This window comes from Megamonas rupellensis DSM 19944, from assembly GCF_000378365.1.
GTDB classification, from domain to species: Bacteria; Bacillota; Negativicutes; order Selenomonadales; family Selenomonadaceae; genus Megamonas; species Megamonas funiformis.
The window spans coordinates 13522-39522 of the sequence record NZ_KB899578.1; the positions used below are offsets into that span (position 1 = coordinate 13522).

Annotated in this window: 28 protein-coding genes; 18 read left to right on the forward strand and 10 right to left on the reverse strand. The window is 34.2% G+C overall.

What is annotated here, in order from left to right:
- Nucleotides 1–56 precede the first annotated feature (56 nt).
- From alaS to sdhB, 11 genes are all read left to right on the forward strand, one after another.
- Nucleotides 57–2675: an alanine--tRNA ligase gene (gene alaS / locus F553_RS0106210; RefSeq protein WP_018999434.1), complete on the forward strand. Its 2619-nt coding sequence runs from the start codon at nt 57–59 to the stop codon at nt 2673–2675.
- 158 nt (nt 2676–2833) lie between these two features.
- Entirely contained in the window at nt 2834–3109 is a 276-nt protein-coding gene (locus F553_RS0106215; protein WP_008537248.1) for an IreB family regulatory phosphoprotein, read from the forward strand.
- A gap of 6 nt (nt 3110–3115) precedes the next feature.
- Nucleotides 3116–3529, forward strand: a complete 414-nt coding sequence (ruvX, locus tag F553_RS0106220; protein ID WP_008537247.1) for a Holliday junction resolvase RuvX — start codon at nt 3116–3118, stop codon at nt 3527–3529.
- A gap of 39 nt (nt 3530–3568) precedes the next feature.
- Nucleotides 3569–4315 (forward strand): ribonuclease PH, encoded by a 747-nt coding sequence (rph, locus tag F553_RS0106225; protein ID WP_018999435.1) that lies wholly within the window; start codon nt 3569–3571, stop codon nt 4313–4315.
- Nucleotides 4315–4911, forward strand: coding sequence for an XTP/dITP diphosphatase (locus tag F553_RS0106230; protein WP_008537245.1), 597 nt, complete (start codon nt 4315–4317; stop codon nt 4909–4911). The genes rph and F553_RS0106230 overlap by 1 nt, the downstream gene beginning before the upstream one ends.
- Entirely contained in the window at nt 4908–5384 is a 477-nt protein-coding gene (locus F553_RS0106235) for a metallophosphoesterase family protein (RefSeq protein ID WP_008537244.1), read from the forward strand. Before F553_RS0106230 ends, F553_RS0106235 begins: the two co-directional genes overlap by 4 nt.
- Before the next feature lie 463 nt (nt 5385–5847).
- The gene (locus F553_RS0106240) at nt 5848–6693 is read left to right on the forward strand and encodes a fumarate hydratase (RefSeq protein WP_008537243.1); all 846 of its coding nucleotides are present in this window, start codon (nt 5848–5850) and stop codon (nt 6691–6693) included.
- Nucleotides 6694–6715: 22 nt separating this feature from the next.
- The gene (locus tag F553_RS0106245) at nt 6716–7288 is read left to right on the forward strand and encodes a Fe-S-containing hydro-lyase (RefSeq protein WP_018999438.1); all 573 of its coding nucleotides are present in this window, start codon (nt 6716–6718) and stop codon (nt 7286–7288) included.
- Between the two features lie 192 nt (nt 7289–7480).
- A complete protein-coding gene (locus F553_RS0106250; RefSeq protein WP_008537240.1) occupies nt 7481–8098 on the forward strand; it encodes a succinate dehydrogenase/fumarate reductase transmembrane subunit in 618 nt (205 codons plus the stop codon).
- 82 nt (nt 8099–8180) lie between these two features.
- Nucleotides 8181–9929: a succinate dehydrogenase flavoprotein subunit gene (gene sdhA, locus F553_RS0106255; RefSeq protein WP_051081863.1), complete on the forward strand. Its 1749-nt coding sequence runs from the start codon at nt 8181–8183 to the stop codon at nt 9927–9929.
- Nucleotides 9929–10684 (forward strand): succinate dehydrogenase iron-sulfur subunit, encoded by a 756-nt coding sequence (gene sdhB / locus F553_RS0106260; protein WP_008537238.1) that lies wholly within the window; start codon nt 9929–9931, stop codon nt 10682–10684. The genes sdhA and sdhB overlap by 1 nt, the downstream gene beginning before the upstream one ends.
- A 104-nt stretch (nt 10685–10788) precedes the next feature.
- On the opposite strand, the gene F553_RS0106265 is transcribed toward sdhB, so the two are convergent.
- The 10 genes from F553_RS0106265 to F553_RS0106310 form a co-directional block, all read right to left on the reverse strand.
- Entirely contained in the window at nt 10789–11010 is a 222-nt protein-coding gene (locus F553_RS0106265) for a helix-turn-helix domain-containing protein (protein WP_008537237.1), read from the reverse strand.
- A gap of 208 nt (nt 11011–11218) precedes the next feature.
- Nucleotides 11219–12496 carry an amidohydrolase gene (locus tag F553_RS0106270; RefSeq protein ID WP_018999440.1) on the reverse strand — a complete coding sequence of 426 codons (1278 nt, stop codon included), beginning with the start codon at nt 12494–12496 and terminating at the stop codon, nt 11219–11221.
- 15 nt (nt 12497–12511) lie between these two features.
- Nucleotides 12512–13753, reverse strand: coding sequence for an adenosylhomocysteinase (locus tag F553_RS0106275; RefSeq protein WP_015563116.1), 1242 nt, complete (start codon nt 13751–13753; stop codon nt 12512–12514).
- Entirely contained in the window at nt 13737–14507 is a 771-nt protein-coding gene (gene surE, locus F553_RS0106280; protein ID WP_018999441.1) for a 5'/3'-nucleotidase SurE, read from the reverse strand. The genes F553_RS0106275 and surE overlap by 17 nt, the downstream gene beginning before the upstream one ends.
- 16 nt (nt 14508–14523) lie before the next feature.
- On the reverse strand, nt 14524–15273 hold the full coding sequence (locus F553_RS0106285; protein ID WP_071594777.1) for a 7-carboxy-7-deazaguanine synthase QueE: 750 nt from the start codon (nt 15271–15273) through the stop codon (nt 14524–14526).
- On the reverse strand, nt 15266–15643 hold the full coding sequence (gene queD / locus F553_RS0106290) for a 6-carboxytetrahydropterin synthase QueD (protein WP_008537232.1): 378 nt from the start codon (nt 15641–15643) through the stop codon (nt 15266–15268). Before queD ends, F553_RS0106285 begins: the two co-directional genes overlap by 8 nt.
- Before the next feature lie 138 nt (nt 15644–15781).
- The gene (locus F553_RS0106295) at nt 15782–17011 is read right to left on the reverse strand and encodes a glycosyltransferase family 2 protein (RefSeq protein WP_008537231.1); all 1230 of its coding nucleotides are present in this window, start codon (nt 17009–17011) and stop codon (nt 15782–15784) included.
- A 25-nt stretch (nt 17012–17036) separates the two neighbouring features.
- Entirely contained in the window at nt 17037–17750 is a 714-nt protein-coding gene (pssA, locus tag F553_RS0106300; protein ID WP_008537230.1) for a CDP-diacylglycerol--serine O-phosphatidyltransferase, read from the reverse strand.
- Complete coding sequence (locus tag F553_RS0106305) at nt 17750–18388, reverse strand: phosphatidylserine decarboxylase family protein (RefSeq protein ID WP_018999443.1); 639 nt, start codon at nt 18386–18388, stop codon at nt 17750–17752. The genes pssA and F553_RS0106305 overlap by 1 nt, the downstream gene beginning before the upstream one ends.
- A 123-nt stretch (nt 18389–18511) precedes the next feature.
- The gene (locus F553_RS0106310) at nt 18512–19282 is read right to left on the reverse strand and encodes a WecB/TagA/CpsF family glycosyltransferase (protein ID WP_051081857.1); all 771 of its coding nucleotides are present in this window, start codon (nt 19280–19282) and stop codon (nt 18512–18514) included.
- Nucleotides 19283–19485: 203 nt separating this feature from the next.
- On the opposite strand from F553_RS0106310, the gene obgE reads away from it, so the two are divergent.
- From obgE to nrdR, 7 genes are all read left to right on the forward strand, one after another.
- A complete protein-coding gene (gene obgE / locus F553_RS0106315; protein ID WP_008537225.1) occupies nt 19486–20772 on the forward strand; it encodes a GTPase ObgE in 1287 nt (428 codons plus the stop codon).
- A 149-nt stretch (nt 20773–20921) separates the two neighbouring features.
- On the forward strand, nt 20922–21227 hold the full coding sequence (yhbY, locus tag F553_RS0106320) for a ribosome assembly RNA-binding protein YhbY (protein ID WP_018999445.1): 306 nt from the start codon (nt 20922–20924) through the stop codon (nt 21225–21227).
- A gap of 46 nt (nt 21228–21273) precedes the next feature.
- The gene (gene proB / locus F553_RS0106325) at nt 21274–22404 is read left to right on the forward strand and encodes a glutamate 5-kinase (protein ID WP_008537223.1); all 1131 of its coding nucleotides are present in this window, start codon (nt 21274–21276) and stop codon (nt 22402–22404) included.
- Nucleotides 22405–22421: 17 nt separating this feature from the next.
- A complete protein-coding gene (locus tag F553_RS0106330) occupies nt 22422–23693 on the forward strand; it encodes a glutamate-5-semialdehyde dehydrogenase (protein WP_018999446.1) in 1272 nt (423 codons plus the stop codon).
- A gap of 182 nt (nt 23694–23875) precedes the next feature.
- Complete coding sequence (nadD, locus tag F553_RS0106340) at nt 23876–24466, forward strand: nicotinate-nucleotide adenylyltransferase (RefSeq protein WP_008537220.1); 591 nt, start codon at nt 23876–23878, stop codon at nt 24464–24466.
- Nucleotides 24467–24519: 53 nt separating this feature from the next.
- Nucleotides 24520–25476, forward strand: a complete 957-nt coding sequence (locus F553_RS0106345; protein ID WP_244263939.1) for a helix-turn-helix domain-containing protein — start codon at nt 24520–24522, stop codon at nt 25474–25476.
- Nucleotides 25477–25510: 34 nt separating this feature from the next.
- The gene (gene nrdR, locus F553_RS0106350) at nt 25511–25981 is read left to right on the forward strand and encodes a transcriptional regulator NrdR (protein WP_008537218.1); all 471 of its coding nucleotides are present in this window, start codon (nt 25511–25513) and stop codon (nt 25979–25981) included.
- Nucleotides 25982–26001: the final 20 nt, after the last annotated feature.

The following is a 26001-nucleotide window of genomic DNA, read 5'->3' on the forward strand; positions in this document are numbered from 1 at the left end:
TTTTTTATTAGTAAATAATCAAAAATTTCAACTTAAAATATTGGAGGTAGATTAGTTTGAAGTATATGAGCGGAAAAGAACTCCGTAGAAGATACCTTGACTTTTTTGTCAAAAATGGACATTTAGAACTTCCTAGTGCATCTTTAATTCCAAAAGATGACCCTAGCTTATTGATGATTGGTGCTGGTATGGCTCCTTTCAAAGCTTATTTCACAGGTAAAATGACACCACCTTGCACTCGTATCACTACAAGTCAACGTTGTGTTCGTACTGGTGATATTGAAAACGTAGGTCGCACAGCTCGCCATCATACTTATTTTGAAATGCTTGGTAACTTCTCCTTTGGTGATTATTTCAAATATGATGCTATTAAATGGGCTTGGGAATTTTTAACTGGAGAATTAGAACTTCCAAAAGATAAACTTTGGGCTACAATCTATCCTGATGATGAAGAAGCATATAAAATTTGGACAACAGAAACTGACATCAATCCAGAACATATCGTTAAATTAGAAGATAACTTCTGGGAAATTGGTAGCGGTCCTTGCGGTCCTGACTCTGAAATTTTCATTGACCTCGGTGAAGAACGTGGTTGTGGTAGCCCTACATGTGGCGTTGGTTGCGATTGTGACCGTTATCTTGAAATTTGGAACCTTGTATTTACTCAATTTGATCGTACTGAAGATGGAAAATACAATCCACTTGTACATAAAAACATTGATACAGGTTGTGGTCTTGAACGTCTTGCTTCAGTATTACAAAATAAACCATCTAACTTTGAAACAGATTTAATGTTCCCTATCATTGAATATGCTAGCAAAGTTGCTAATAAAGAATATGGTAAAGATAAAGAAACAGATATTTCTTTAAAAGTTATTGCTGACCATGCTAGAAGTATTTCCTTCATGGTTATGGACGGTATCTTACCTTCTAATGAAGGTCGTGGCTATGTACTTCGTCGTTTATTACGTCGTGCTGTACGTCATGCTCGTATGCTTGGCATCGAAGATAAATTCTTAACTGGCGCTGTTGATGTAGTTGCTGAAATCTACAGTGGTGTTTATGATGAACTCACAAATAGAAAAGATTACATCAAAAAAGTAATCAGCTTAGAAGAAGACCGTTTTGCAACTACATTAACTCAAGGTATGGATTTATTAAATGCTGAAGTTGAAAAATTAAAAGCTGAAAATAAAACTGTTCTTGATGGTGAAGTTGGTTTCAAACTCTATGATACTTATGGTTTCCCTTGGGAATTAACAGATGAAATTCTCCATGAAAATCATATGACTTTAGATAAAGAAGCTTTTGATAAAGCTATGGACGAACAACGCACTCGTGCACGTAATGCTCGTGGCGAAAACAAACGCATGGATATTCCTGATTTACGTGATAGCAATATCGGTGAATTAAAAGTTGATGAAACTGCTCGTCAAGCTAAAATCGTTTGCATTTGGAAAGATGCTAAAACTACAAATAGCCTTGAAGACGGCGATGAAGCTGGTCTTATCTTAGACGTTACACCATTTTACGCTGAAGGTGGCGGACAAGAAGGCGATATTGGTAGCTTAAAAACAGATATGGGTAATGCACAAGTTATTGATACTAAAAAATTACCTGATGGTTCTGTTTATAATATTGTTCATGTAACTGAAGGTAGTCTTCATGTTGGAGATACTGTAGAAATAACTGTAGATATGGAAAATAAACTCGCTTCTGCACGTAACCATACAGCAACACATCTTTTACAAGCTGCTTTAAAACGTGTTGTTGGCGACCATATCAATCAAGCTGGTTCTGCTGTAAATGCTCATCATTTACGTTTTGACTTCTCTAGCTTTGAACCAATCTCTGCTGAACAATTACAACAAGTAGAAGAAATGGTAAATGCTGAAATTTTAACAGGTAAAGATGTAGAAATTTCTCATATGAACCAAGAAGATGCTAAAAAAGCTGGTGCTATGGCATTATTCGGTGAAAAATATGGCGATATCGTTCGTGTAGTTACTGTACCTGGATTTAGTATGGAACTTTGCGGTGGTAGCCATGTTAAAAATATCGGTCAAATCGGCATGTTTAAAATCATTGGTGAATCTGGTGTAGCTGCTGGCGTTAGACGTATTGAAGCTATCACTGGTAAAGCTGCTATTGATTATATGAATGCTAAAGCTAAACTTTTACAAACAGCTATAACAACTTTAAAAACTAACGAAAGCAATCTTTGCGATAAAATTGCAAACCTTCTTCAAGAAAATAAAGAAATGAAAGCTGAAATTGCTAAAGTTCAAGCTGAACGTGCTAAAGCTGATTCCAATAAATTATTAATGGCATTAAAAGAATATAATGGTGTTAATGTAATTGTTGGTAAAATCCAAGCTGCTAACATGGATGAACTTCGCAACAATGCAGACCTTCTTTGCAACAAATTCGATAAAGCTGGTGTAGTTGTTCTCGGTGCTATACTCAACGATAAAGTTAACTTCGTTGTAAAAGTAAATAAAGACGGTGTAGCTCGTGGCTTACACGCTGGTAAAATTGTAAAAGAAGTAGCTATGGTTACTGGCGGTAACGGTGGCGGTCGTCCTGATATGGCTCAAGCTGGTGGTAAACAACCAGAAAAATTAAATGATGCTTTTGCTAAAGCTCATGAAGTAATTCAATCTCAAATTAAATAATTATATTTAAACTAGCAAGGGGGCTAATTATCTAGCCTCCTTTTGTTTTCTTAAAGTAATATTGACTGTCTTTAAAACTATTTTTTTGTTATAATTAGTACATAGATTATAGATTAATCTACTATATGACAATATATAGATATTTTGAGGTGATTATTATGTCCAACATTAAAGATGAAACTATGATGTTTAATTTTGGTGCAGATGATGATAAAGCAGCAAAAGCACTTTGCTTATCTTGCCGTGCTATGCTCGAAAAAGGTTACAGTCCAATCAATCAATTAGTTGGTTATCTTTTATCTGATGACCCAGCTTATATCACAAGTAACAAAAATGCTAGAAATGAAATTCGTAGATTAGGACGAGATGAATTGCTAGAAGAACTTGTACGTTTCTATTTAGAAAACAATGAGAATATAAAAAAAGGTGAATAAATATTTATGAGAATAATGTCCCTTGATATCGGTGATAGAACTGTTGGCATTGCCGTAAGCGATGAACTTTTATTTACAGCACAAGGTGTAGAAACAATTCGCCGTAAATCTTATAAACACGATTTAGCTCGTATTCGCGAATTAAGCAAACAATACGAAACTAAAAAATTTGTCGTTGGCTTACCTAAAAATATGAATGGTACAGTTGGCGAACGATGCGATATTGTAAAACATTTTACAGATAAAATCCTAGAAGATATTCCTGATGCTGAAATTATCTTTTGGGATGAACGTTTATCTACTGTTGCTGCTGACCGTTATTTATTAGAAGCTGATGTCAGTCGTGCAAAACGCAAAAAAGTTATTGATAAAATGGCTGCTGTATTTATTTTACAGGGCTATCTTGATAGTTTAAAATAACTTAAATTTTATGATTTCATTTGGAGACTTTTTATTTATATGACTAGAATTGATAGACGAAATGCAGACCAATTGCGTCGTTTTAAAATAACAAAATACTTTCAAAAATATCCAGCTGGCTCTGTTTTAATTGAAACAGGCAATACTAAAGTAATTTGTGCTGCTACTATTCAAGATGGTGTTCCTTCATTTTTACGTGGTAGCGGTACAGGCTGGTTAAATGCTGAATATTCCTTACTTCCATCAGCGACATTGACTCGTTCTCCTAGAGAAGCCTCTCGTGGTAAACAAAATGGCAGAACACAGGAAATCCAACGCCTTATAGGACGTTGCCTTCGCAGTGTTATGGATTTTAAAGCTTTAGGTGAAAGAACAGTCATTATTGACTGTGATGTAATTCAAGCCGATGGTGGTACGCGAACAGCTTCAATCACTGGAGCTTTTGTAGCATTAGCTGAAGCTTTAGCCACTATCTACGACCCTAAAAAACCATTTCCATTAAAAGATTTCATGGCTGCCATAAGCGTAGGTATCTCTAAAGATAATGAACCTATATTAGATTTATGTTATGAAGAAGATTCTACCGCTATAGCTGATATGAATATCGTCATGACAGGCGAAGGCCATTTTGTAGAAATTCAAGGTACTGGTGAAAAACAACCTTTTACACATGAACAATTCAGTAAAATGCTCGCCTATGCTCAAAAAGGTATTGATGAATTAATCTCTTATCAAAAAGATATTTTAGGTAATGACTTAGTTTGGAAAATAGGAAGGATTCCATGATGAAAAAAATTATTGTAGCTACAAAAAATCAAGGCAAAATAAAAGAAATGATAAATGCATTTAAAAATTTACCTGTAGAACTTCATTCTTTAAGTGAATTTGGCCCTTTACCTGATGCTGTTGAAGATGGTACTACTTTTGAAGAAAATGCTATCAAAAAAGCAAAATTTTACGCTCAAAAAACAGGCTATGCTTGTTTAGCAGATGATTCAGGTTTAACCATTGATATTTTAGATGGAGCTCCTGGTATTTATTCAGCTAGATTTGCTGGTTATCATGCAGACGATTTAGCTAATAATAAAAAAATGATTGAAGAACTACAGAAAAAAAATGTAGAGCAATCAACTGCTCAATATGTTTGTTCTTTAGTCTTTGTAGATACTGATGGCAAAACATTAACTTGTACTCAAAAATGTGAAGGTATCATTCGCATTTTCGCTCAAGGAAATAATGGCTTTGGTTATGACCCATATTTTTTTGTTCCTGATTTGCAAAAAACTATGGCTGAATTAACTATTGAAGAAAAAAATAATATTAGTCATCGTGGCAAAGCACTACGTGAAATGGAAATCCAACTAGGTGAATATTTAAAATGAAAATAGGAATTATGAGTGATAGTCATCATGATCTATCTGCTATTGATGATGCAATTTGTCTAGCTGACGATGTAGATTGTTGGCTTCATGCTGGCGATAGTATTGATGATGCTGGCTATTTAGCTGATGTATCTAAAAAACCTGTATATGCTGTTCCTGGTAATATAGATTGGTTTTCCACTAAGCCAAAAGAAATATTAGTAGAAATTGCTGGCAAAAAAATATTTTTGACCCATGGTCATAAATATAATGTAAAATGGACAACTAAATATCTATATGAACAAGCCTCTAAATTAGGTGCAGATATAATAGTTTATGGTCATAGTCATGTAGGTAACGAAGAGCATGTAAATGATAAAATAATCATTAATCCAGGAAGTGTTTCTGAACCTCGAGATGGTCTAGACCCTTCTTTCATGATAATTGATATAAATAATGAAAAAATAAATCTTCAACGCATATTTTTAAAATAAAAGTTTTTTATATTTAAGATAAATATTTATAATGATTTTATATATTTATTTAATAAAATTATGTACTAAAATAAATAACTTTTTATATTTTTTAGTCTATAAATATATTTTATTTATAAAAGTGAACAGCCTTCAACTTTAATAATATTAAGGCTTCCAGCCATTTTAGGTGTTGAAAGACATTCAAAAATATGCTAAAATTTTCATTACATGAGGATATTTTTATCCAATTTGTTCGTGATAAATCCCCCACTACTTTTAACCAGTGGTGAGAGTTAATTTATTAGAGATGGGACAGATCTCAAAATAGATAAATTCTTATTTATTTAAAAATTTTCTACTTAAAAAATATATACTTATTAAGTAAAAATATGTCCTTAACCGTTAGTCATTAATGGGGATTGCCTAAATTTAGGAAGTTTAATAAAACAATGACTAAATATTTTAATCCATTGGAGGGGTTATGGTGCGTACAATCCAAGCAGAACAAATCACTCAAGAAGTAGCGCAGATGTGTAAAGAAGCTGCCTACTATTTACCAGGAGATGTGTTTGCCGCATTAGAAAGAGGTAGACTTAGTGAAAAATCTCCAGTAGGAAGAGAAGTACTCGACCAAATTATCACAAATGCAAAAATTGCAAAAGAAGAAGACAGACCTATTTGCCAAGATACTGGTATGACTATTGTTTTTGTTGAATTAGGTCAAGATGTTCACATTGAAGGCGGCAACTTAAATGACGCTATCAATGCTGGTGTAGCTAAAGGTTATACTGAAGGCTATTTACGTAAATCCGTTGTAGCTGAACCACTTTTCGATCGTAAAAATACTCAAGATAATACACCAGCTGTTATCTACACAGAAATCGTTCCTGGCGATAAATTAACTATCCAAGTTGAACCAAAAGGTTTCGGTAGCGAAAATAAATCTGGCTTAAAAATGCTTGTACCGGCTGATGGTGTAAAAGGCGTTAAAAAAGCAGTTATGGATATTATCCTTCATGCTAGCTGCAATCCTTGCCCACCAATGGTTGTTGGTATTGGTATTGGCGGTACTATGGACCGTGCTGCTGTTATGTCTAAAAAAGCATTACTTCGTCCAACTAATGTTCGTAATGCTCATCCTGAATATGCAAAACTTGAAGAAGAGCTTTTAGAATTAATCAACCAGACAGGTATTGGTCCACAGCTCGGTGGTACAACAAGTGCTCTTGCTGTTAATATCGAATGGGGTCCTACTCATATTGCTGGTCTTCCTGTGGCTGTAACAATTTGTTGCCATGCATGCCGTCATTCTAAACGCGTATTATAATTTATTCGGGAGGTACATTTAAATGGCTGATAAAATTCGCATTACAACACCTTTGACTGAAGAACAGTCTCGTAAATTAAAAGTAGGCGATAGCGTTCTTATTTCTGGCGTTATCTATAGCGCACGTGATGCTGCTCATAAAGTTATGACAGAAGCACTTGCTCGTGGTGAAAAACTTCCAATTGATTGGAGCAATCAAATTGTTTATTATCTTGGACCAACTCCAGCTAAACCTGGTAATCCAATTGGTTCTTGCGGTCCTACAACTTCTGGTCGTATGGACGCTTATACTCCTACAATGCTCGAACAGGGTATTAAAGGTATGATTGGTAAAGGTTCTCGTGATAAAGCTGTTATCGAATCCATGAAGAAAAATGGTGTTACTTATTTTGCCGCTGTTGGTGGTGCTGCTGCACTTATTTCCAAATGCGTAAAAAAATATGAAGTAATCGCTTATCCAGAACTTGGTCCTGAAGCACTTGCAGCTCTTACTGTTGAAGATTTCCCTGCAATCGTAGTTATTGACTCTGAAGGTAATAATTTCTATGAAATGGGTCAGGCTCCATATCGCACTTTAGATATGGATAAACTTTAATAATTAACAAAATCCTGAGCTCCTTTATTATCTTCTAGGAGGAGCTCAGTTTATTTTGCGAACCGTGGGACACACGGGGATAGCCATCTATCATTTATATTACATATAATTAATATATGGAAGCTTTTTTAAGCATGTCATAAGGTGTGTAAATTTTCCCTATGAAAATTAAAAAGTACAGGAGGTTCAAGGATGATTCACACAACATTTTATATTCGCAGATTACATTCCCTCTGCGGTATTGTTCCTGTAGGTTTATTCTTACTCGAACATATCTTTACAAACTCTATGGTATTAGGTGGACCAGCTCCATTCAATGCAGCAGTTGAGCATCTTGCATCTATTCCACATGAAATTATGCTTCCTTTGGAAATTTGCTTCATTTTAGTTCCATTCCTTTTCCATGGTCTTTATGGTTTGTACATTTTAATGCAAGCTAAAAACAACGTAAAAAGCTATGGTTATGCTCGCAACTGGAATTTCTATTTCCAAAGAATAACTGCTGTTATTATCTTCCTTTTCTTAATCTGGCATGTTGTTTATCTCCGCATTATGGTAAAAGGTGGCGGTACTCCTATTTCCTTCGAATTATTACAAGCTTATTTCCAAAATCCGCTTGTATGGGGTGCTTATACAATCGCTATGATTGCATCTATTTTCCACTTCTTTAACGGTCTTACTACATTCACTATGACATGGGGTATTGCAAAAGGTCCTCGTATCCAGACTTTCTTCTCTCGTGTATTCATGGCAATCTTTGTAGTATTATCCCTTTTAACAATTGCTTTCATGAGCATGTACTGGTTTTAATCTATAAATTCTGATATAAGGAGAGACTCACGTGAAATCTACAAAAAAAATCATCGTTGTCGGTGGCGGTTTATCCGGTCTTATGGCTACGATTAAAATTTGTGAATCTGGCGGTATTGTAGACTTATTCTCTTATTGCCCAGTAAAACGTTCCCACTCCCTCTGTGCACAGGGTGGTATTAATGCTTGTATGGATTCCAAAGGTGAACATGATACTGTTTGGGATCATATCGATGACACAATTTATGGTGGCGACTTCCTTGCTGACCAATTAGCAGTTAAAGGTATGTGCGAAAACGCTCCAAAACTTATTAAAATGTTCGACCGCATGGGTGTTCCTTTCACTCGTACACCAGAAGGTAACCTTGACCTTCGTAACTTCGGTGGTGCAAAACATAAACGTACTTGCTTCGCTGGTGCTACTACTGGTCAACAGCTTTTATATGCTCTTGATGAACAAGTTCGTAAACTTGAAGTAAAAGGCAAAGTTAAAAAATACGAATTCTGGGAATTCGTTCACATCATTAAAAACAAAGAAGGCATCTGCCGTGGTATCACTGCTCAGAACATGAATTCCATGGAAATTGAAGCTTTCCCAGCTGATGCAGTTATCTTAGCAACAGGTGGTCCTGGTGTTATTTTCGGTAAATGTACAGCTTCTACAATCTGTAACGGTTCTGCTGTTTCCGATGTATACCAAGAAGGTGCTTACCTCGGTAACGTTGAATTCATTCAGATTCACCCAACAGCTATTCCAGGCGAAGATAAAAACCGTCTTATGTCTGAAGCAGCTCGTGGTGAAGGTGGTCGTGTTTGGACTTACAAAGATGGCAAACCTTGGTACTTCCTCGAAGAAAAATATCCAGCTTATGGTAACCTCGTTCCTCGTGATATCGCAGCTCGTGAAATTTATCAAGTTTGCGTACACATGGGTCTTGGTATCAATGGCGAAAATCGTGTATACCTCGATCTTTCCCACATTGATGCAGATTACTTAAACCGTAAACTCGCTGGTATCATGGAAATCTACGAAGAATTCGTTGGTGACGACCCTCGTAAAGTTCCTATGCAGATCTTCCCTTCCGTTCACTATTCCATGGGTGGTATTTGGGTAGACCGTAAACACAGAACAAATATCCCTGGTTTATTCGCTTCCGGCGAATGTGACTATCAGTACCATGGTGCTAACCGTCTTGGTGCTAACTCCCTTCTTTCCGCTGCTCATTCTGGTACTATTTCTGGTCCAGAAGCTATTCGTTGGGCTAACGGTGATTCCGCTTGGACAATTGAAGGTAAAACTATTGCTGAAGACAATGGTGCTGCTCTTACTGATGCAGAACTTGCTGCAGCAAAACAACAGACTGTTGATGAATTTGAAAAAATCATGAATATGAAAGGCGACGTTAACGCTCATAAACTCCATATGGAATTAGGCGAACTCATGCTTCGTTACTGCACAATTGAACGTATTAACAAAGACCTTGAATATTGCTATGAAGAAGTTAAGAAAATCCTCAAAAAATGGGATCATATCGGTCTTACTGATACTAGTCGCTGGGCTAACCAAGAAGCTATGTTCGTACGTCAGCTTCGCAACATGATCATCTACGCTCTTGCTATCTGTAAAGCAGCTCGTATGCGTGATGAAAGCCGTGGTGCTCACTTCAAACCAGAATTCCCTAACCGTGATGACGAGCATTTCTTAAAAACTACACTTGTTAGAATGAACCCTGAAACTTGTGAACCAGAAATCAGCTATATCGATTTTGATCACTCCTTAGTTAAACCTCGTCCACGTCGTTATGATGTTACTAAAGGAGGCAAAAAATAATGGCAGATACTAAAAAAACTGTTCATTTGATTATTGAACGTCAAGATAGCCCTACTGGCAAACCTTACACAGAAGAATTTGAAATTCCTTATCGTCCTGCACTTAACGTAGTTGCAGCTTTAATGGAAATTCAGAAAAACCCTGTAACTAAAGATGGCAAAAAAACTACTCCTGTAGTTTGGGAATGCAACTGCTTAGAAAAAGTATGTGGTGCTTGTATGATGGTTATTAACGGTCGTGCACGTCAAGCTTGTGCTTCTCTTATCGACAAACTTCCTCAACCAATCCGCATTGCTCCAGCTCGTACTTTCCCTGTAATCCGTGACCTTTTAATCGACCGTAGCGTTATGTTTGAAAGCCTCAAACGTATCCAAGGTTGGATTAATGTTGATGGTAGCTGGGAAAATCGTGAAGCTCCAATTCAAAACCCATATACTGCTGCTACAGCATATGAAATTTCCCACTGCATGACTTGTGGTTGCTGCTTAGAAGCTTGCCCTAACGTTGGTCCACAGTCTGACTTCATCGGACCTGCTCCAACAGTTCAAGCTTATCTCTTCAATTTACATCCATATGGTAAATTTGACAAAGAAAAACGTCTTAATGCTCTTATGGAAAAAGGCGGTATCACTAGCTGCGGTAACAGCCAAAACTGCGTAGAAGCTTGTCCAAAACACATCAAATTAACTACTTACCTTGCTCAGTTAAACCGTGATGTAAATAAACAGGCTCTCAAAAATATCTTTGATAAATAATAAAAGATATATCAATCAAATAACAAAAGGAGTTAGTTTAAAACTAACTCCTTTTTATTATCAAAAAACAGCACCTTAAAAAGTGCTGTTTTCTATTTCATATCTTATTGTCTAAAGTAATGATAATTGTCTTTTATCTCAACTAATTCATCTAATTTTACATTTAAAGCTTTTGCAATAGACGCTATTACTAAAAAAGTTGGTTGGCGTTTATCATTTTCTATAAAGCTAACCATAGCTGTACTAATACCTGCTCTCATAGCTAATTGTTTCTGAGTCATCTTTTTTTCATGTCTTTTTTCGCAAATATTATATTTAATTGTCATAATACAAAGCTTCCTTTCAATATTGGATAATGGGGTGAATAATCCCAATTGCAAATAAAAAGTAGCTTTGTTTGTAATCAAAAACATACATCTCATTATCTAAATACTAAATAATATTTTATTATTTATTTTTATTTATGGTTTTAGTATAGCACAAATCAATAAACTATGGTTATTTATTAAAAAAAACTTATAATTTATAAAAATTTTAACGCAATGTTAAATTCATGGCACAACGATTAGCTTCATATTTAATTTTTTCTTCATCAATAGTAGTAAAAGTTCTATTTTCTAATAAAACTTTACCATCTACTAATACTGTATCAACCATTGAGCCATTCATGCTATACGCTAATAAAGATACTAAATCATGACGTGGATAGCATTGTGGAGCAGACATATCAAATAAAACGATATCTGCTTTATATCCTTCTTTGATTAAGCCTACATTATTTAATCCTACAGCTTTAGCGCCATATTCAGTTCCCATTTTTACACCTTCAAGAGCTGGCACAGCTAATGGGTCTAAAGTATTTACTTTATGCAGTAAAGTCGCTAAATTAATTTCTTCTAGCATATCAAGATTATTATTACTAGAAGCTCCATCTGTACCTAAGCCTACACAAACTCCTGCTTTTAATAATTGTGGAACTGGAGCAACACCGCTAGCAAGTTTCATATTGCTTCCTGGATTATGCGCTACACGTACATTGTATTTTTTCATAATTTGAATATCTTCATCTGTTAAATGAACACAATGAGCAGCTAATACGCCACGGTCTAAAATACCTACTTCTCCCATTAAAGCTATAGGTGTTTTGCCATATTCTTTTAAACAATTTTCTACTTCACCTTTAGTTTCTGCTAAATGAATATGAATTTCTCCATTATATTCTTCACTAGCTTTCACTACTTTTTGTAGAAAATCTGGAGGGCAAGTATATGGTGCATGAGGGCCAAACATAACTGTTATTTTACCATCATTAGCATTATTAAAATCTCTGAATAAGATTTTGTTTTCTTCTAATGCTTGATTGCCATTTGGTGCTACACCAATAATACCGCGGGAAAGCACTGCTCTAATATCTGTATCAATACAAGCCTGGGCTACTTGGTCCATATCGCCATACATATCAGCAAAAGTAGTTGTACCGCTCTTTATCATTTCAGCGATACCAAGCATAGCGCCCCAATAAATATCTTCTTTTTTCATTTTAGCTTCGATTGGCCATATTTTATTTTCTAACCAATCCATAAGCTTCATATCATCAGCATAGCTACGCAATAAAGTCATGGATACATGTGTATGCGCATTAACAAAACCAGCTGTTGCTAATTTATCTGTACCATCAATCACTTTTTCTGCTTTAAATGTTTCTGGTATATTTTCTATAGCTAAAATTTTGCTATCTTTAATTGCAATATCTGCAATTTTTACTTTACCATCAGCTAATAAAACATTAGCATTTTTTATTAAAATATTCATATTTAAACCTCTTAATTATGCTTTTGCTAAATATGCTTTTTGTTCTTCTGTCAATTCATCAAGTTCTACACCAAGAGCTTTTAATTTAATTTGAGCAATTTTTGTATTGATTTCTTCTGGCATTAAATATACTTTATTTTCCATTTCTTGATGATGATTCAAAATATGAAGTGCGGAGAAGAATTGTACACCAAAGGATAAATCCATGATTTCTGCTGGATGTCCATCACCTGCTGCAAGATTAACTAAACGACCTTCAGCTAAAAGATATAATTTACGTCCATCTTTTTGTACATATTCTTCAATATTTTTACGAACAGGACGATGAGATACAGAATTTTTGAGTAAATCCACTTTGTTGATTTCCACGTCAAAATGACCAGAATTTGCCATCATTGCGCCATCTTTCATGAGTGCAAAATGTTTTTCATTGATGACATTATCACAGCCTGTAAGAGTCAAGAAGATATCGCCAATTTTTGCAGCTTCTTCCATAGGCATTACTCTAAAGCCATCAAATACTGCTTCAATAGCTTTAATTGGGTCAACTTCAGTGATAACTACATTCGCACCAAGACCTTTAGCACGCATAGCTCCACCTTTACCACACCAGCCATAGCCAGCAATTACTACTGTTTTGCCTGCAATTACTAAATTTGTGGTACGCATGATACCATCCCAAGTAGATTGACCTGTACCATAGCGATTATCAAATAAATATTTACAATATGCATCATTTGCTGCAATCATAGGGAATTTTAATTTTCCTTGTTCAGCTAAAGCTTTCAAGCGAATAACACCTGTTGTAGTTTCTTCGCTACCGCCAATAATTCTATCAATTAATTCAGGACGTTCATTATGAATACGTGCTACTAAATCGCCACCATCATCAATAATCATATCTGGATTGCAATCTAATGCTTTATCAATGAACATATCATATTCTTCATTTGTGCAATTATACCAAGAATATACTGTTACGCCGTCTTCAACAAGTGCAGCTACGACATCATCTTGTGTAGAAAGTGGGTTACTGCCTGTAGCGATAACTTCTGCTCCTGCATTTTTAAATACTAAAGCTAAATATGCAGTTTTAGCTTCTAAGTGCATAGTAATAACTACTTTTTTACCTGCAAAAGGTTTTGTTTTACTATACTCTTCATCTATAGAACGAAGTACAGGCATAAAGTTTTTTACCCATGCAATTTTATCATGACCTGATGGTGCAAGTTTAATATCTCTAATCATTGATTCCATTAAGAATTCCTCCTAAATTATTTAAAGTTTCTAATTTACTAAAATCAGTACGCTCTATCTGTAAAGGCGTAACTGATATATAACCATTTTTTACAACTTCAATATCTGTAAATTCATCATTGCCTATATCTTTAGCTCGCCCTTGCATTTTATATGCTATAGAGCCATCATCTAAAATCACAGCATCAAATTCATTTTCATAAATGCGATGTCCATGTTTAGTAAATACAAATTTTATTTTATTATCTTTCAAGCTTTTAGGGAAGTTTATATTATACATAAATAATTTATCAGTATTATAAAAAAAACTAATCCTATCTGCCATTACTTTTGCAATCGTTGAAAATGATACATTTGATTTACTAGATACAGAAACGGCTATAGAAGATATTTTATGATTATATCCTTCTAAAGCCGCTCCTACTGTTCCCGAATAAAGCACATCTGTTCCTAAATTAGCTCCATTATTTATACCAGAAATTATCAAGTCTGGTTTTTCTTTTAATAAAAATTCCAAAGCTAATTTAGTACAATCTGCTGGTGTTCCTTCCACAGCATAAGCCGTTACATTTTCCATCTTCATATCCACAGTTTCTACACGCAAAGGAACACCCATAGTCAAAGCCTGCGACATTCCGCTTTGCTCTGTCATCGGTGCTACAACAAAAACTTCATGTTTTAAAGATAACTCTTTAGCTATAGCTTTTAAGCCTTCGGCTTTTATGCCATCATCATTAACTAATAAAATCTTCATAAAAACCTCATCAATATTATAATTGGTTCATCATTTTATGAGTTTGTGGTATTACTCTAACATTTTTCAATACTTGCATTGCTCTAGTTTGCCATTTGAGCATTTTTTCTGGAGGAGCTTCATGTAATCCTCCTAATGGTGTAATTGGCTGTAAAACTAATAAAATATTTTCATCAATATTTTTTATGATGGATAATGCTTTTTCAAAATCTTCAACTGTAGACTCCTTGGAAACTACAATTTTTACATAAACATCTTTTTTACTAGCCAATTTCAAAAATTCTTCATGCTCTTGCCAATAAGCTTTACCAATATCACTTGGCAATTTCATATCCATGCTGATTATATCTATTTCATCAATAACTTGAGCTAATTGTTTCACCAAAGTACCATTTGTTTCCAAAAATAATGGTATAGATAATGGCTTTAGATTTTTAGCCAATTCTAAGATAATCTGTGGATATAATAACGGCTCTCCGCCAGTAATACTGATAGAATGATGTGGCTGTTGTAAACGATAATTGATATAAGGCATGATGTCATTTAAATCCAAAGGATTTTTTAATTCTAAATCGCCTTCATATCCTTCACATTTTTCTAAAACACATGGAACTAAATTACTATGTGCCAATTTATCCGTATCACAATAAGGGCAATCCATATTGCAACCAATAAGACGAATAAATAATTGTCTGCAACCTACATATTTTCCTTCGCCTTGAATAGAAGAAAAAATTTCTGATACTCCTGCTTGCAAATTAAGCATCCTTTCTATATATAACTGCTGCTTTTGGTGATTCCCATACTTTTATATAATTTAATTTACAATTAGTTTTAAATAAATCATTTGCTTCAATTGTTTCATAAATATATTTAGCCAAATGTTCTGCTGTAGGATTTAATTCTTTAAATTGAGGTAATTCATTTAAGTATTGATGATCCATAGCATCTAATACTTCCATTAACATAGATTTTAATACTTTAAAATCTGCAACCATACCAATATTATCTAATTTATCTCCACTGACAGACATCTCTACAGTCCAGCTATGACCGTGTAATCTGTTGCATTTTCCAGGATAATCTACTAAGCGATGAGCTGCTTCAAAAGCTCCATTTACTACTAATTCAAACAAAAAAATTTCCTCCTTAATAATTAATAAAATTAATATAAAAATTATACCATATATTTATCTACTATAAAAATTTTATAATAATTTATTTATATAGCTAAAAAAGAACTATTAGTTTAATCTAATAGTTCTTTTCTTAAATTAACGAGTCAATTCATCATAACTAACTGCACGAGTATGTTTTGTATGTGACCATTCATGTTTATTTCTATCTAAAAATCCTAAAAATACAATTGGGATCCAACTATAAATAAACACTGGATATAAAATTAAGTAAAACCATGCTTTCCATTTAACATGTATCTTTGCCAAAATAATAATAGGTAAAATATATTGCCCCATAGTAATTACAGTTAGCAAACTAGATGGTAAAAATTGATATATATTTGTAAATAACGGATATCCTAATCCCATCTGTACATATGATAAGATGACAAAGAATGTGGAAATCAATAAGAAATGAGGCTGTAATAAATGTAGACAACCATCTAAAATACGAATATCACGACGACGAATACCTTCTTTTAACATCTTCGGAATAAAGCGATGTGCCACGTCAAATTGACCTTGTGCCCAACGTTTACGCTGGTTCCAAGATTGTTTAAAAGTAAGTGGTTTTTCATCATAAACAATCGCATCATGAGCCCATGTTGTTTTTATACCTTCTGCTAAAGATTTCATGGTAAATTCCATATCTTCAACAAGGCAAGTAGCACCCCAACCATGTTTTTTCAAAACATCTGTTGTAATACACATACCTGTACCACCAAGTACAGAAGATAAACCAATATTTGTTTTTGCTAAATGCCAAATATGGTCAATAACCCAAAAGGCAATCGCAAAAGTTCCGGAAACCCATGTATCATAAGGATTTTTCGCATCAAGATAACCTTGTACTAATTTATCCCCTTTACATAAGCGATTATTCATCTCTAATAAGAAGCGTTTATCTACTAAATTATCTGCATCGAAGATTGCCACTGCATCATATTTGCGTTTCATTTCAAATAATCTAGCAAACATCCATTCCATTGCAAAGCCTTTACCACGTTCTTTATCATTAAAACGTTCATGAACAATAGCTCCGCAATCGCGTGCAATCTGAGCTGTATTATCTGTACAGTTATCAGCAATTACAAAAATATCATATAGTTCTTTTGGATAATCTAACATTTTCAAGTTATCCACTAATTGACCAATTACTGCAGATTCATTATGTGCTGCCACAATTACTGCAAAAGTTTTTTGTGGTGTTAAAATTTTCTTTTCCTTTTTGCGCCACAGACCATTTACACCTATTAAAAAATAATAAACTGTAAATAAGAAAATTATTATCTGAATTGGCACCATAATCCAATCGAGAATATACATTTAAATCCCCTTTTAGCTATTTATTTTAGTTACGACCTAAAGAAAATATAGTATTTAAAATACCTAACAATGCATAAGATATAAAGATATCAAACAAAATTGCATATCCTATAGCATCGCGACCAAAATACAATACACAAATAGCAAAAATAGCTATTATACCTAATGCTACTTTGCTAATTTTTTCGCCTTTGCCCTTAAAATCTGGATATTTAAAAGTACTAACCAATAAATATCCTACAAACATAATTAAAATGGGTAAAAAATATCCCAATGTATCAATTTGCATAGCTGGTGTAATACCTAAATGAGTGGATAATAAAATCCATGTGGCGATTAAGCAACCGCCAGCTGGAATAGGTACTCCCATAAAATAACCATGTATTACGGAAGCATTTACATTAAAACGAGCTAATCGCCACATGCCACACACAGCGTAAAAAATCACAGCTATCCAACCAAAATAACTAAATTCATGCATAACAAAGCTATATGCTAAAAATCCTGGTGCTGCACCAAAGGAAACACAGTCGCATAAAGAGTCCATCTCTTTACCCATTTCACTGCTAACACCAAAAAAACGAGCTGTTCTACCATCTAAACCATCAGCTACTAATGCCAATAAGATGAATACAGCACCCCAGAATATATTTCCATTAAATGTGGAAATAATTGAACACATACCAAAAACTAAATTACTAGAAGTAAACAGATTTGGTATGATTACTCTATAATTCATTACTCTTTAATCCTCCCAATAATTGTTTCTCCACCGACAACTTTGTCGCCTTTTTTTACTAATAATTCTACATTTTTTGGTACAACAACTTCTGTGCAAGAACCAAAGCGAATCATACCGTATAATTCGCCTTTAGAAAGTCCATCATTTAAAGTAACCCAAGAAACAATTCTGCGAGCTAAAATACCTGCAATTTGCGTTACTGTTATGCGCAAATCCTCATTTTCAATACCTATCATATGACGTTCATTTTCAAAACCTACATCTTTTTTATATGCAGGGTCAAATCTTCCACAACTATATTGCTGACATTTTATTTCGCCTGCAATTGGGCTGCGATTTACATGTACATTAAATACTGATAAGAATATTACTACTTTTCGACCTGGAGCTTTTATAAACTCATCATTATCTACATCTGATACTTCCATCACTGTTCCATCTGCCGGAGATACTAAAATATCTTTTCCCTGTGGAATATTACGACGTGGATTGCGGAAAAAATACGTGAAAAATAACGTTAATACCGCAGGAAAAACAGCAACTACAGGATGCACAAAATAACCCAAAAGAAAGGTAATTACTACACCAATACCAATGAACGGAAACCCTTCTTTAACAATGGGCAATCTTAACACTCCAACCCCTCCTATGAAAAATTGAAAAATTACTAAAAACCCTTAAAAACATTATATGCTATCCTAAAATGTTTGTCTATCTAGACTATTTATATTTTATATATTTATTTAACTAATTATTTATTATTTTTTAGAAGCTTTCACCGCCATTACAAATCGTGGCAAAGCCATCAATCTGCCTATGCGTTTTGGCTGTAACATACCCCTAAATAACCATTCTAATTTGGCTTTTTGCATCCAAAGTGGTGCTCTTTTCATAACACCTGCCATAACATCAAATGTGCCACCTACGCCTATACATAGTGGACAATTCAATTCCTGCATATGCGCCTTTAGCCATTTTTCTTGTTTTGGCACGCCCAAAGCTGCCAATAATAAATCTGGCTTAGCTTCTTTTATCTGAGCAATTATTTCAGCCTCATCTTCAGCTGTAAAAAATCCATCTCGTGTTCCTACTATTTGAATACCTGGATAATCTTTTTCTGCTTTTGCTTTTGCTTTTTCTGCTACACCTGGAGCAGAACCAAAGAAAAATATACGTCTTTTTTTCGCAGGAGCATTAGCAAATAAAGCTTGTACTAAATCAAAACCTGCTACCCTCTCTGGCATTTGCACTCCTAAATAATTAGAAGCCCAAACTGTACCTGCACCATCGGGAACTACTAAATCAGCAGTGTTTAAAATTTCTTTCAATTCAGTATCATGTGTTGCTCGCATAATCATCTCTGCATTAGCAGTTGCTATCAAATGCGGTTTTTCACTGTCCATAAAAGCTTCAGCTGTTTTCACAGCTTCACCCATGGTCAAAGCTGCGACTCTCACTCCTAATATATCTGCTTTACGAAACTCCAAGAGAAACTCTCCTTTTTTATAACTTTTTATGATAAAGTCCATAATTCACAAATATATATTTTAACATAAAGAATTATATACATCAATGAAATATCTATCAATTATACTTGCAAAACCTATCCTATTTATATTATACTACAAATTTGCTATACTCTTTACAAATTATTATTTTTTTGGTATGTTTAGTGCCATAGAATATTTTTTGGTAATTTAATATTAATTTTATTTTAATAAGGTAGGAAAAAATGCAATTTATTGACAGAACAAAAATTATTGTAAAAGCAGGCGATGGTGGACACGGAAAATCTGCTTTTCGCCGCGAAAAATTCATACCTAAAGGTGGACCAAGTGGCGGTGATGGCGGTCGTGGTGCTGACGTCATTTTAAAAGTTGACCGCAATATGAATACACTTTTAGATTTCCGTTATCATCGCAAATTCGTTGGTAAAAACGGTGGCAATGGTGATATAAAAAATCAATATGGTAAAAATGCACCTCAATGCATTATCAAAGTGCCAGCTGGTACTTTAGTCAAAGATGCTGAAACAGGTGAAGTTTTAGCTGACCTTGTAAATGAAGGTGATGAAGCAATCGTTGCTAAAGGCGGTCGCGGTGGTCGTGGAAATGCTAAATTCGCCACTAGTGCTAATCGTGCTCCTACATTTGCTGAACTCGGTGAACCTGGTGAAGGTAGAACACTTCTTTTAGAATTAAAATTATTAGCTGATGTTGGCTTAGTAGGATATCCAAGTGTCGGTAAATCTAGTATCATCGCAAGTGTATCAGCAGCTCGCCCTGAAATTGCTGATTATCACTTCACTACTATAACTCCAGTTTTAGGTGTAGTAAGTCTTGGAGATGCTCAAAACTTTGTCATGGCTGATATTCCAGGTCTTATCGAAGGAGCTTCTGAAGGCGTTGGTCTTGGTCATGATTTCTTACGTCATATTGAACGCACAAAAGTTATCATTCACGTTTTAGATGCTTCTGGCATTGAAGGACGCGACCCTGTAGAAGACTTCTACAAAATAAATAAAGAATTATCTTTATACAGCCCAAAACTTGCTAAACGCAGTCAAGTAATTGCAGCTAATAAACTTGATTTACCACAAGCTAGTGAAAACTTAGCTCGAATTCAAGAAATGGCTGAAAAAGAGGGCTTAAAAGTTTTCCCTGTATCTGCAGCAACTAAAGAAGGTCTTCAAGATTTAATGCGTTATGTATATCAAATGCTTCAAGATTATGTTGAAGAAGTAGATGAAGAAGATAATGCAGAAAAAATTTACAATGCTCAAGAAGATGACGCTGATGATATCACTATCAAACGTGATATGACAGGTCAAGGCTTTATCGTTTCTGGTAAATCTTTAGAAAAACTCGTTGCCATGACTAACTTTGGCAATGATGAAGCAATTCGTCGTTTCCAATATATTTGGAGATTAAAAGGTATCGATGAAAAACTTCGCGCTAAAGGTATTAAAGAAGGCGATACTGTATATATCGGTGAAATGGAATTTGAATATAGACAATAATATATAGCTATTGTTTTAATTTAAATTTCTAAATTAGCAAATCACATAAAGAATTTTTATTTTAGTGGGTATTTTAATTAGGTAAAAACTTAATTATACCCACTAAAAAATTATTTAATTTTAAAACTTATTTATAGGAGGATTTTTCATTGATAAAAAACACACTCACAGGTAAACAAAAAAGATTTTTACGCTCTTTAGGTATGACATTAGAGCCAATCGTTCCAATCGGCAAAGAAGGTATCACCCCTGCTGTTGTAAACAGTGCTGATGAAGCTATTGAAAAACGTGAACTCATCAAAGTTCGTGTTCTTCAAAACTGCCCAGAAGATATTGAAGTTGCTATTACTACTTTAGCAGAACGCACTAATTGTGATTTAGTTCAAATCATTGGTCGTAACGGTCTTTTATGGCGTCGCAATTTCAAAAAACCAAAAATCGAACTTCCTAAATAATATAATTTAACAAATAAAAATATAAATAATGAAATGAGTAAAGATTATGTTACCTCGTCAAGAATTAACTAAAGCCAAACGTATTGTAATCAAAGTCGGCACTAGTACTTTAAATTATGATACAGGAAAATTAAATATCTCAAGAATAGAACATCTAGTACGTGAACTTTCCGATTTAGCTAATCAAGGAAAAGAAATAATTCTCGTTTCTTCAGGAGCTGTAGGTGCAGGTCTTGAACGTATGAAGAAAAATACTCGACCAGCAAGTATTCCCGAAAAACAAGCAATGGCTGCTGTAGGTCAAGGAATATTGATGCATATATATGAAAAATTATTTGCAGAATATGACCAAATAGTAGCTCAAGTTTTATTGACTAAAGAAAATTCTCGTCAATATTCTCAATATATAAATTCACGCAACGCCTTGATGGCTTTATTATCCATGGGGGTAATTCCTATCATCAATGAAAATGATGCTGTTGCTGTTGATGAATTAAAAATTGGCGATAATGACACTTTGTCTGCAACTGTTGCAACTTTAGTAGATGCTGACGCTTTAATAATTTTATCCGATATTGATGGATTATATACTGCTAATCCAAGCAAAGATAAAAACGCAAAACTTCTCCATGAAGTACCACATATCACTCCTGAAATTGAAAATATGGCTGGTGGTGCTGGTACATCTATGGGAACAGGAGGAATGAGTACTAAAATCAAAGCAGCTAAAATAGCTATTAATTCTGGCTGTACAATGGTCATCGCTTCTGGTTCAGAACATGATGTTTTACGTCGTTTATTAAAAGGTGAAGAACTAGGCACTATCTTCCCTGCTAAAGAAACCCATCTTAAACAACGCAAATCTTGGCTTGCTTTTGGTAAACAAATAGCTGGCGATATCATTGTCGACAAAGGCTGTGAAAAAGCTGTGCTTTCTGGTTCTAGTTTACTAGCTGTAGGCATTTTAGCTATAGCAGGTGAATTTAAACAGGGAAATACTGTACGTATTTTATCTCAATCTGGTCGTGAAATTGCTCGTGGCAGTGTAAATTATAGTTCTCAAACGCTACAAAAATTAAAAGGTTTACACTCCGACGAATTTAAAAATATTTTATTGGACAATTCACCAATATTTGATGAAGCTGTTCATCGTGATAATATGGTTATTATGGTCTAATTAAAAAAGGTGATTATATGAGTTCAAATGCACAAATAGATATAAAAGAAATCATTACTAATCAAGCAATGATGGCCAAAAAAGCCTCTCAAAAATTGGCTACATTATCTTCATTAGAAAAAAATAAAGCATTGCTCACTATGGCACATGCTTTAGAAGTAAAAACTCCAATTATTTTAGAAGAAAATAATATCGATATGGAAAATGGTCGCCAAAAAGGCTTATCTGCTTCTTTGCTAGATAGATTGCTTTTGACTACAGAACGAATTGCTCAAATGGCTAATGGTCTTCGTCAAATTGCTAATTTAAACGACCCTGTTGGTAATGGCATCATGTCTTGCCGTCGTCCTAATGGCTTAGATATTCGCTGTATTCGTGTACCACTTGGTCTTGTTGGCATAGTTTATGAAGCTCGTCCAAATGTTACAGCTGATGCTATAGGTCTTTGCTTAAAATCTGGTAATGCTGTGATTTTACGTGGCGGTTCAGAAGCTATTCATTCAAATAAAATCTTAGCTTCCATCTTAGCTGAAGCTGCTTATAGTGCAGGTATTCCTCATGGAGCTATTCAATTTGTCAGCATAACAGAACATGAGGCTGTAGATGTGATGATGCGTTTAAATAAGTATGTTGATGTAATCATTCCACGCGGTGGCGCTGGCTTAATAAAACGTGTAGTTGAAAATAGTTCTGTTCCTGTAATTGAAACTGGTGTAGGCATTTGTCATGTATTTGTTGATGAATTTGCTGATTTAGAATTAGCTACAAAAATCATTCTCAATGCTAAGACTTCTCGTCCTGCAGTCTGCAACGCTATAGAAACAGTTTTAATTGACCAAAAAATTGCCAACGAATATCTTCCTATGATTTGTCAAAAATTATCAGAGGCTAAAGTTGAAATTCGTGGCTGTGAAAAATGTTTGGCTATTTGCCCTGAATTAAAAACAGCTACCAAAGAAGATTGGTCTACTGAATATGGAGATTTAATCATTTCTATAAAAATAGTTGAAAATATTGATGAGGCTATTTCTCATATCAATACTTATGGCAGTGGTCATTCTGAAGCCATCATCACAACTAATTATAATAACGCTTTGAAATTCCAAAAATTAGTAGATGCTTCTGCTGTATATGTAAATGCTTCTACACGTTTCACTGATGGAAATGAATTTGGTTTTGGTGCAGAAATCGGCATTAGTACACAAAAACTCCATGCACGTGGGCCAATGGGACTAGAAGCTTTAACTACCATGAAATATTTAATTTATGGTGAAGGTCAAATTCGTTAATGTTTAAATATTTATCTAATTGTCTAAAATTATTAAAACAATATTATTCCACTCCAAAAGGTCATCATGATATTTTAGATTATAGTCGTGCTTTTTTCTTATTTATATTTTTATCTATAATTTTTTCCCTTATTTTAATATATATTTTCTATTAAAACTATTAAAGTTTGGAGATATTTATCATGAAAAAAATAGGTATTATGGGTGGTACATTCGACCCAATTCACGTCGGACATTTAATGATAGCGGAAGCTGTTTGGGATGAATTTAAACTAGATAAAGTTATCTTCATTCCTTCAGCTAATCCCCCTCATAAACACAGTGTAATGACCTCGGCTAAACATCGTTTTAATATGACATTACTTGCAACTTGCTCCAATCCTCATTTTGAAGTATCTTCTATTGAGATGGAACGTTCTGGTCCATCATATACCATAGATACGATAAAAGCGCTTAAAACTATCTATGGTGAAGATACTGATTTTTATTTTATTATCGGTGCTGATTGTATCAATGATTTACCTACATGGCATAAAATTGATGAACTGCTTGCAAGTTGCAAATTCATTGCTACAAAACGACCAAGCTATACTTTAGATTTAACTACCATTCAACAACATTTTAAAAATTTCAATATAACACTTCTAGAAACACCTGAACTTGAAATATCTTCTACAGATATTCGACAACGTATAAAAAAAGGATATTCTATACAATATATAACTACAGAACAAGTTCAGCAATATATTCGTAAAGAAGAACTTTATTTATAAACAAGCTTATTGTATAATGTTTATAATTAAATTACACTTAGAGAAGGAGAACCATGATGTTAGGTGATTTATTACGTGAAACACGTGAACAAAAGAAATTATCATTAGAAGATGTAGAACAAGGTACTAATATACGTAAATTATATATAAAGTCCATTGAAGATGGTGATTATGATAAACTTCCTGGTGAAGTATTTTTAAAAGGTTTTATCAAAACATATGGTAAATTTTTAGGTTTAAACAGCCTAGAACTTATTGAGCAATACAAAAAAGAAAAAAATGCGTCTACCTCTGAAAAAGAAGTAGAATCAACTAATCAAGTTCAAGAACAACCTGTTTCTCCTGCTCAACCTCCAAAAGTTGAAGAAAAAATAACTGAAAAAACTGCTGAACCAACTAAAGAAAAAAACATTCCTAAAATAGACTCTTTTGCTAGCAATCAAGCATATTTGCAACCAACTAAATCCAATAGCAAAAAAAATATTTTTCTCGTTATTATCATCTTAATTGTTATAATCGGCGGTGCAGTATTCTTTTTATCTAGCCAAGATACTTCTGATACTAAAGCTCCTGTACATACTACACAGCAGGAATCTACACAACAACCAGAGCAACAAGCTCAACAACCTGCTCCAGCTCCAGTTGTAAATGGCGCTGAAGTAACAGCTGTATTCAATGAAGATTGTTGGACTGAAGTAAAAGTTGATGGTAACGTTGTTCTTTCTGAAACTGTAAAAAAAGGTAGCAATTTAAATTGGAAAGGTAATAATCAAATAGATATTACTGTAGGTAATGCTGGTGCTATTGATATTACATTCAACAATCAACCAGTTGGCAAATTAGGTGATATCGGTGCTGTTGTAACTAAGTCCTTCGTTGCTCCAAATGCACAAAATGCTCAAAATCAGCAACCAGCTACAGCTCAACCACAAAATCCAGCTCCTGCTAATAATGCACAAAACGCACCTGCTGCCAATGCTCAAAATGCTATTCAGCAACAAGCAAAATAATTAAAAAATTACAGACTTACTTAGAGGTGATATTATGAAATGCCCATTCTGTGCAGCTCCCGACAGCCGTGTAGTAGATTCCCGTACTACTGATGATGGTAATTCTATAAGACGACGCCGCGAATGTACAGTTTGCGGGAAAAGATTTACCACTTATGAAACTGTGGAAAAAGTACCTTTAATGGTCATAAAAAATGATGGTAGTCGTGCTGTATTCGCTAAAGAAAAAATTCTTCAAGGTATTATTCGCTCTTGTTATAAACGAGATATACCTACTGAAAAAATCATCAAATTAGCTGATGATATTGAACGCGAAATCTGCAATACGATGAAACATGAAATTCCCAGCAAGATTATTGGTGAAATCGTCATGAAACATCTCAAGACTTTCGATAAAGTTGCCTATATTCGTTTTGCTTCTGTTTATCGTAAATTCTCAGATATCGATAATTTCAAGCAAGAATTAGAAAATCTTAATTCTATGAATAAAGATAAACTAAAATAAATTTATTCAAGCTCACTTTT